Raw genomic sequence first — 7,895 nt, 5'->3', positions numbered from 1 at the left:
TCGAGACCGCGTGCGACAGCGCCCACCGGCTGGTTGATCCAGAACCGTGGGGCAGGAAAGTGGGTCGAGGCGAGCGGAAATTCTAGGGCCGAGCTGCCGCCGTGTCCACCGCGCAGACTACAATCGTGCTGTGCGACCCCGACGGCGGACCGATGAACGCGACATTGAAACCTCTTGAACGCGGCTCGGACGAACACATGCTCGACGTGACGCGGCTCGATCGCGGCGATACCGTGGTCAGGGCACACCCGTTTCCATTCTTGATCGCGACCCGGCAATTGCCGGACGAATGCGCTTTGGATTTCGCACGCGATTTTCCGCGCTATCCGAGCGCCGGATTCTTTCCGCACGATGCAAAGGACTGCGGACCGTCGATCAACCGCCTTGTTGAGCAACTGGTTTCCAGCGATCTTGCCGATGCGATCGGTGCGCGCCTCGGACTGCCGGATCTCGCATCCCATCCAAGTCTCGTGACGATTTGTCGATCGCTCAACCTGCGCCACGGCACGATCCAGACCGACAGCCGTTCGAAGATCGCCACCGCGCTTCTCTACCTCAACGACGACTGGCCGCCGATCAGCGAAGGCTGCCTGCGTTTCCTCGAGCGCATCGACGACATCGATGCGCTGGTCATCGACGAGGTTCGCCCGATCTACGGCACGCTTGCCGCGTTCCGCCGCGCCGACAATTCGTTCCATGGCCATCTGCCACACGAAGGCGAACGTCGCGTCATCCAGGTCGCCTGGCTGACCAGCGAGGCGGAGAAGCTGCGCAAGACCAGACGTGGGAAATTCTCGCGTCTGTTCAAGAAACTCTTCGGAGCAGTCGACCGTCGCCTCGGTTCCGACCGCGATCGCAGCGCCGCGCACAAGGACTGAAGCGAGCGCACCGTGTCCGCGGGCGCAACCGAAGAACCTTCAACGAAAAACGCCGGGTTTCCGGCGATTCCTCGTCGGCAAGCCCGGCGTCGGGATCTCGGAACGATGCCGCGCAGACAGCGCGGCATCGTTCCTTGCGTCAACCCTCGAATCCGTCCTTGAAAATCGTGTCGCTGCACGTGACGGCGATATTGGTCACATTCGATGAACCCACAGTCCCCGAGCCGTTGGAGACCGTGCACAGCTCGGTCGGGTTGGTCGGCTGCGTGCCGACCGTGACCACGTAGGCCGTTCCACTCGCCTGGGGCGTCGGGAAGGTAAACGAGCCGTTCGCAGCGACCGCAATGTTGCCGGCACCGTTGAGCTGGAGCACCAGTCCGGAACCGACCAGTCCGCTTACGGTCCCCCCGACGGTGAACGAACTCGTGGCGCACGTCACCGTCACGTTTGTCACGTTCGACGTCGCGATCACGCCCGTCGCATTCGCGACCGTGCAGACCTGGCTGGGTGCCGTGGGCTGGGTGCTGACGGTGACGGTATAAGGCGACCCGCCTGCCAGTGCGCCGGAGAACGTGAAGGTCCCGTTCGCACTCACCGGCAGCGTGCTGCCACCGTTGAGCTGCAGCGTCAAGCCGGCTCCTGCCAATCCGCTCACCGTGCCGCCGACGGTGTACGTCGTCGTCGAGCACGAGACCGCAACGTTGGTGACGTTGGCCGATCCGATCGCTCCGCTGCCGTTGCTCACGGTGCAGACCTGAGCCGGCGACGCCGGCTGGGTACCCACCGTCACCACGTAGGGTGATCCCGTCACCAGCCCACCGGTAAACGTGAACGACCCATTGGCGGAGATCGACAAATTGCTCCCGCCGTTGAGTTGCAGCACGAGACCCGTGCCCGCCAGCCCACTGACGCTACCACCGACCGTGAACGTCGGAGGCGGCGTCGTGACGCACGTCACCGCAACGTTCGTGACGTTGGCCGAACCGATCGTTCCGTTGCCGTTGCTCACGGTGCAGGTCTGGGCCGGTGAACCCGGCTGGGCGCCGACAGTGACCGCATACGGCGCGCCATTCGCCAACGCCGTCGCGAACGTGAAACTGCCGTTGGTCGAAACCGGAAGGTTCTCGGAGCCGTTGAGCTTGAGGACAAGACCGGTGCCGACGAGGCCGCTGACGTTGCCGCCCACTGTATACGTCGCACCGCTGGAGGTTTGTGGCATCAGGCACCACTGGATCAGCGTGCCGGTATCGCCTCCGGCAAGATCGGCCACGTTGAGATTCCACGTGCCGGCAAGTGACTGCCCTGCGAAGACCGGACCAATCGGATTATTGGGCTTGTCGACGCCGGAAATTGCAGGCGCGGACGCGTTGCACTGGTTCTCGACCAGAACCGCCGAACCATCGTCAAGCGTGACATTGATGTCGTCGCCATTGCATCCGTTGACGCTGGCCGGCACACCCGGACGGTCGATGACGACCGAGCTGCTCGCAGATTTCGACAGCGTGAATTTCAGATCGCCGACCCACGTGTGACTTGCCTTGATCTGCAACTTCAACCCGGTCAGCACCGACGCGTCCGATACCACCAGTGTGCTGGTCACGCCGGCCGCTACGCTGTCCGGAATCGCGAGATTCGGACTGGTGCAGATCAGGTTGGCCGTGGTGAACGTGAAGACCGGCGATGACGTGCCGGCGCCGCAGGCGTTCGCCGGAGTGACGCGCCAGTAGTAGACGGTGTTGGGCCCGAGGTCCGCCGATGGAGTGGCCTGCGTTCCGGTCACCGTCTGGGTAAAGACGATTGTGCCGAAGCCCGCATCGGTGGCGACCTGGATCGTGTAGTTTTCCGTGTTGCTGCCGGTCCACGAAAACGTCGGGCGCACCGCTTGCCCATTGGATGCGTTGGCCGGGCTTGTCAACGTCGGCGCTGCTGGCGGCGACGCGAACACGGTCAGGTTGACGGTTGCACTTTGCGCCGTTGCACCTGTCGCGGTTCCGTTGATCTGTACTGGATAAGTTCCGCTGGCGACGCCAGCCGTGTTGCTCACAGTCAACGTGCTGTTGCCCGGGAGCGGCGTCACCGGATTGGGCGAGAACCCGGTCGTGGTTGGCGCTGGATTGCCGGTGGCCGCCAACGTGACAGGACTGTTGAAACCAACTGTCGAGCCGACCGCCACGCTGAAGGTGGCCGGTGTTCCGACGCACACTGATGCCGTTGGCGGTGTCGCAGCCAGCGTGAAGCCGGGCGACAGCGAACATCCCGGGAACTTGAAATTGCCGATCCGCGTCTTCCAGCCAAACGTTCCGGTGGTCGAGTAGTACTCGCTGGTGAACCAGAATGTGCAGTCATCGACTGGATCGACGGACAGCGCACTGTAGTCTCCCCAGCGATTGCCGGTTCCCGACTGGTGTCCGCCGCCATCGATGAGGTGGGCCTCGGCCTGGGGCAAGGTGCCGACGGGATCGCCGACGAGTCTTCCCGCGTAGCGGATCTGTGGATTGATCGAGCTGCTTGACGCGCTGTAACCCAGCGCCATGTTGCCCTGCGTATCCATCGCCACGCTTCCCATCCAGCGCCAGGTCGTGTCGGGCTGGTAGGTGCTCTCCTGGAACACGCTGACCGTTCCGGAGGTCACGTTGCGCAATTCGAACCAGCGGATACCCGCCACCGAGCTCGCGCTCACGGTGTAGTTGCCGACAAGCGATTCGTGACTGCCGAAATTGCGATAGGCCAGCCGGAACATCAGGCGGTCGCCGATCGCATCGAGGAAGTCGCCTGCGGAGGCGCCGGACTGCGGGACGCACGCGCGCGTGTTGTCGCACAACGTCGTGAAACCAGCGGCGGCGGGACTTCCGGCGAGCGAGAAGGTCGAATTGGCCGGCGTCGCGAAATCGGAATGGAAGCGGTAAACCTTGTAGGTTCCGCCGTCAGGAAACTGCGCGAACGGATTTGACGCTCCGATCGGCGGCAACGTATTGCCGTCGAGATCAGCGGGCAGGAACGGCGCTTCCGTCGCGCCCAGTGGTGCTGCGGTGGTAACGAACGTCGCTCCCGGTGTTCCGGCGATCATTGCCGCACGGTCGAACGCGAACGGCTGCGGACCCAGGTACGCGGTGCCCGACGCGTTGAAGACGTTCATGCTCATGTAGTAGCCGTCGGGCCACATGCCGAGATGCGGGTAGTCGAAGAAATTCGAACCGAGATGGAAGCCGTAGCGATTGTACGAGCCGGTCGCATCGCTGGTTGTCGAGATCGCGACGCACTCGTCGGTGATCGTGCTGCCGCCGGCGAACTGGCTGATCAGCCAACGCTGTGCAAGCTGGTCATAAAGCACGATCGGGTCGCCGTGACCGCTGGTCTCGCACACGCCGCCGAACCCTGCCCAGATTGCCGACGTGGCCAGTGGCCCGAGCACCGATGCCCCGGTGGTCTTGTTGTAGACCTGATAGCCGGAGTTGGTCATCTGCACGAACTGGGTCGCGCCGACTTCGCCATTGGTGTCAGGCGGTGCACAACCGCAACTGGGCCCCATGCCGTCGAAGCTGAGGATCGACAACGGCATCGCCGAGATCGGCGACTGCGTGTGCTGGATGACCGGATCGGTCACGTCGACATGATGATTGGGAACCTTCGGGTTCTGCGCCGCCTCACGTGCGTCTTCGTCGGCGGGTTCGCCATTCCATGCCGGGAGGTAGTAAAGGGGCAACGACACATCGTTCTGATACGACGTACCGGAAACCATCCCTTGATCCGGTGTGTCCTGATCGGGTTTGGAAGAGGCCGCGGGTGCCGACATCGCGCCGAGCAATCCCGACGCCGCAACCACAACGCGCCAACCGAAATGCAGCCTGAAAGATTTCACGGAAGTCCCCTGTAAAGGCCAAGCAGCGAGCGGTCGCCTATGCATCCGCATCCGACGAGACGATCCGGGCCTTGCCGATCTCTCGACGCGGCCAACCGCCCGGACCTCGCCAACCTCCGGGTGTCCGACGGAGCATAAGTCCTAAGACCCAGTCAAAACTAGGCCTTAAGGCGGATTTACATACGCCGCACGGCTATTTAATTCCGCCGTAAGGCGGATCAAGGAGGTGGAAACCCGCCAATGCAAGGGTTGGAGAGGTGGTTGGGCCAGCCCGGCCATGGAGACCGCGCGACGGTCGTGTGAGCGGGCTCCCGACTCATCGGCGATTGGCCTCCGTCCACCCTTGGTTGCGCTCCCCAACGATGGTCGGCGCATCCCTGGGAGACCTGAAAACGACAGCGGATCTACCGTGTCAGCGCCGCCACAAGCCGGTCCTTGGATGTCCAGAGCGTATTGATCCAGGACTGGAAATGCGTTCTGTAAGCGGCATCCCCTTCGTAGTCGCCTCGAAGGTCGCGTTCGATCGGAAGCTCGCGCACGTGAACACGGATGTCGCCGATCCGATCGGCGATCAGGTCACCCATGCCCGGGCGTCCGCCGGGATAGACGATGGTCACATCCAGAATGGCGTGCAGCGCATCGCCCATCGCATCGAGCACGAATGCGACGCCGCCGGCGCGCGGTTTCAGCAAGTGAATGTAGGGCGATGACTGCGCAGCATGTTTGACTGCAGTGAACCGGGTGCCTTCGACGAAATTCATCACCGACACCGGCAGCGACCGGAATTTCTCGCAGGCGCGGCGCGTGGCGTCCATATCCTTGCCGCGCAACTCCGGGTTGGCCGCGAGCGCCTGCTTCGAATAGCGACGCATGAAGGGAAAATCCAGCGCCCACCATGCAACCCCAAGCAACGGAACCCAGATGAGTTGGCGCTTGAGAAAGAAGCGCAGAAACGGAATCCGTCGGTTGAAGATTTTCTGCAGCACCGGGATATCGACCCAGCTCTGGTGGTTGCACAAGACGAGATAATTGCGTTGAACGTTCAATTCCGCGTCGATCTCGATGGCCCATCGCGTACGGGTGAAAACGGCGAACATCGCGCTGTTGATCGCGATCCAGCTTTCCGCAATCGTCACCAGAATGCGCCCGCATGCTCGCCGAAAGCCGTCGATCGGAACGAGCATCTTGAGCAGCGCCATCGCAAACAGCGGAACGACGTGACACAGCAGATTCACCGCGAGCAGCACGAGCGCCAGCGGCACGCGGATCAGGTAGGGCAACGACGCAAGCATCGGTTCAACCGAGGGTGACTACGAGCGGACAGGGTACCGCGTGGCCGGACGCGCCGGCGAGGACGACGTGGCCGACGCGGATGGGGTTCCGTCGCAGTACCATCCCCGATCGCTCCCTCGATGACAGGCACGCCCGATGCGTTTGGTCGATTTGAATCGGACGGACTCCCGCGGACGGTTGTTCGCTGTGCGGATTGGCATTGCGCTCGCGCTGTCATCGGCCAGCGGTGCTGTCTTTGCGCGGCATGGGGAACCACCGTACAGCATCGTGCATCCGGCCAAGGTGGGCCTGTCGATTCCGACCGAGGAACTGGAGCCTGTCGATGCCGTAGGCTTGCGAGCGCTCGACGATGAATCGACGGCGGCACCCGGTCCGCACGAAAAACGCCTGCGTGTCGCAAACGGCATCGCGGTCTCCATCGACGGTGCCAACGGCCTGTGGGAGGCTCTCCCCGACGGCTCGCATCTGTGGAGGATGCGCGTTCGTGCGCCCGGCGCCACCGACTTGCGCATGCAGTTCGGCGACGTCGTGCTGCCCGACGGCGCCACCCTTCACCTGATCGGCGCGGATCAGACCTACCAGGGACCTTATACGCGTGCGGATGCGCCCGACGGTCGATTCGACTCACCCGTGATCGCCGGCGACGTCGCAACGATCGAACTGCGCGTTCCGGAAGCCGTGCAAACGGATGTTGTTGTGGTCCGGATGACACGCGTCGGCGTCGGCTTCCGCGATCTTTTCAGACGGGAGAAATCGGGCACTGGTCCGGGGACCTCGGGCGCCTGCAACGTCAACGTCGCGTGCCCGCTGGGGCAGGTTTATCCAGAAGAAGTCGCGTCAGCGGCGTACTACGAGTTCGTCGACGACGACGATCACGGAAGTTACCTGTGCAGCGGCACCCTGCTCGCGGATGTCCCGCGCGATCGACGCAATTATTTCCTGTCGGCTGCGCATTGCGTCGACAGCGCCGCCGAGGCGGCGTCCATGGTGATCTATTTCAACTATCAGTCGACCCAATGCAGTGCCCTGTCCGCGCCATCGGGCGGCTTCTTCAATGACGACCTGCATGGCGCATCGCTGCGCGCGACACGCGCCGACGTCGACTTCAGTCTGGTCGAACTGACCCAGACACCCGACTCTTCATGGCATCCCTACTTCGCGGGCTGGGACGCCAGCGGTGTCAGCCCGTCAGGCACCGTGGGCATCCACCATCCCTCGGGCGACGCGAAGAAAATCACCGCGGGACCTGCCCCATCCGTCACCTACAACTGCATCGCCAGTAGCGGCCCCGATGACAGCCACTGGATGACCGGCCCCTATTCGCAAGGAACCACCGAAGGCGGTTCATCCGGTTCAGGCCTGTTCGCATCATCGGCATCAGGCACTCGCGCGCGACAGCTGATCGGCACCTTGTCCGGTGGCGCGGCTGCGTGCAGCAGCACGTCGCCAACCCAGCCGAATGCATCGACCGACTGCTACGGGCGATTCGCCGTCGGATGGAATGGACCCGCCGCAACGTCGCGCCTGCGCGACTGGCTCGATCCTGCGAATACCGGCGTGACCGAACTTCAAGGAGGCGACGGGACGATGATCGACGTGCCCGGTCACTCGACCCACGCGATTCCGCCTGGACTTCTGCACGGTTCACAACGCCGGTGAAGGGTTCGGAATGCTGGTGATCGACTCCCATTGCCATCTCGATGCCGCCGAGTTTGACGGCGACCGCGACGCGGTGATCGCGCGAGCGCGATTGGCCGGCGTCGGCGTGCAGATCGTGCCGGCCGTCGCACTCTCCGGCTTCAGCAGATTGAAGGCATTGTGCGCCTCGACCAGCGGGCTTCACGCGGCCTATGGCCTCCATCCGA

The 7,895-nt window shown here is 63.4% G+C and carries 5 protein-coding genes; 3 read left to right on the top strand and 2 right to left on the bottom strand.

Annotation, left to right across the window (positions count from 1 at the left end; all coding sequences use genetic code 11):
- The first annotated feature begins 197 nt into the window (after window positions 1–197).
- Window positions 198–878 (top strand): 2OG-Fe(II) oxygenase, encoded by a 681-nt coding sequence (locus ABIV12_RS00065; RefSeq protein ID WP_348054947.1) that lies wholly within the window; start codon window positions 198–200, stop codon window positions 876–878.
- A gap of 139 nt (window positions 879–1,017) precedes the next feature.
- Here ABIV12_RS00065 and ABIV12_RS00060 read toward each other — a convergent pair whose 3' ends face one another.
- Window positions 1,018–4,737: a hypothetical protein gene (locus tag ABIV12_RS00060; RefSeq protein ID WP_348054945.1), complete on the bottom strand. Its 3,720-nt coding sequence runs from the start codon at window positions 4,735–4,737 to the stop codon at window positions 1,018–1,020.
- 404 nt (window positions 4,738–5,141) lie between these two features.
- Window positions 5,142–6,029, bottom strand: coding sequence for an acyltransferase (locus tag ABIV12_RS00055; protein ID WP_348054943.1), 888 nt, complete (start codon window positions 6,027–6,029; stop codon window positions 5,142–5,144).
- Between the two features lie 187 nt (window positions 6,030–6,216).
- Here ABIV12_RS00055 and ABIV12_RS00050 point away from each other — a divergent pair, with 187 nt between their 5' ends.
- Window positions 6,217–7,689, top strand: coding sequence for a hypothetical protein (locus ABIV12_RS00050; protein WP_348054941.1), 1,473 nt, complete (start codon window positions 6,217–6,219; stop codon window positions 7,687–7,689).
- A 10-nt stretch (window positions 7,690–7,699) separates the two neighbouring features.
- Window positions 7,700–7,895 (top strand): TatD family hydrolase (locus tag ABIV12_RS00045; RefSeq protein WP_348054938.1); only part of this gene is annotated, 196 nt, incomplete at its 3' end.

It is taken from the genome of Dokdonella sp. (genome assembly GCF_039926425.1).
Lineage (GTDB): Bacteria > Pseudomonadota > Gammaproteobacteria > Xanthomonadales > Rhodanobacteraceae > Dokdonella_A.
The sequence above is the reverse complement of the archived record's forward strand: the minus strand, read 5'-3'. Positions and strand labels throughout refer to the sequence as shown.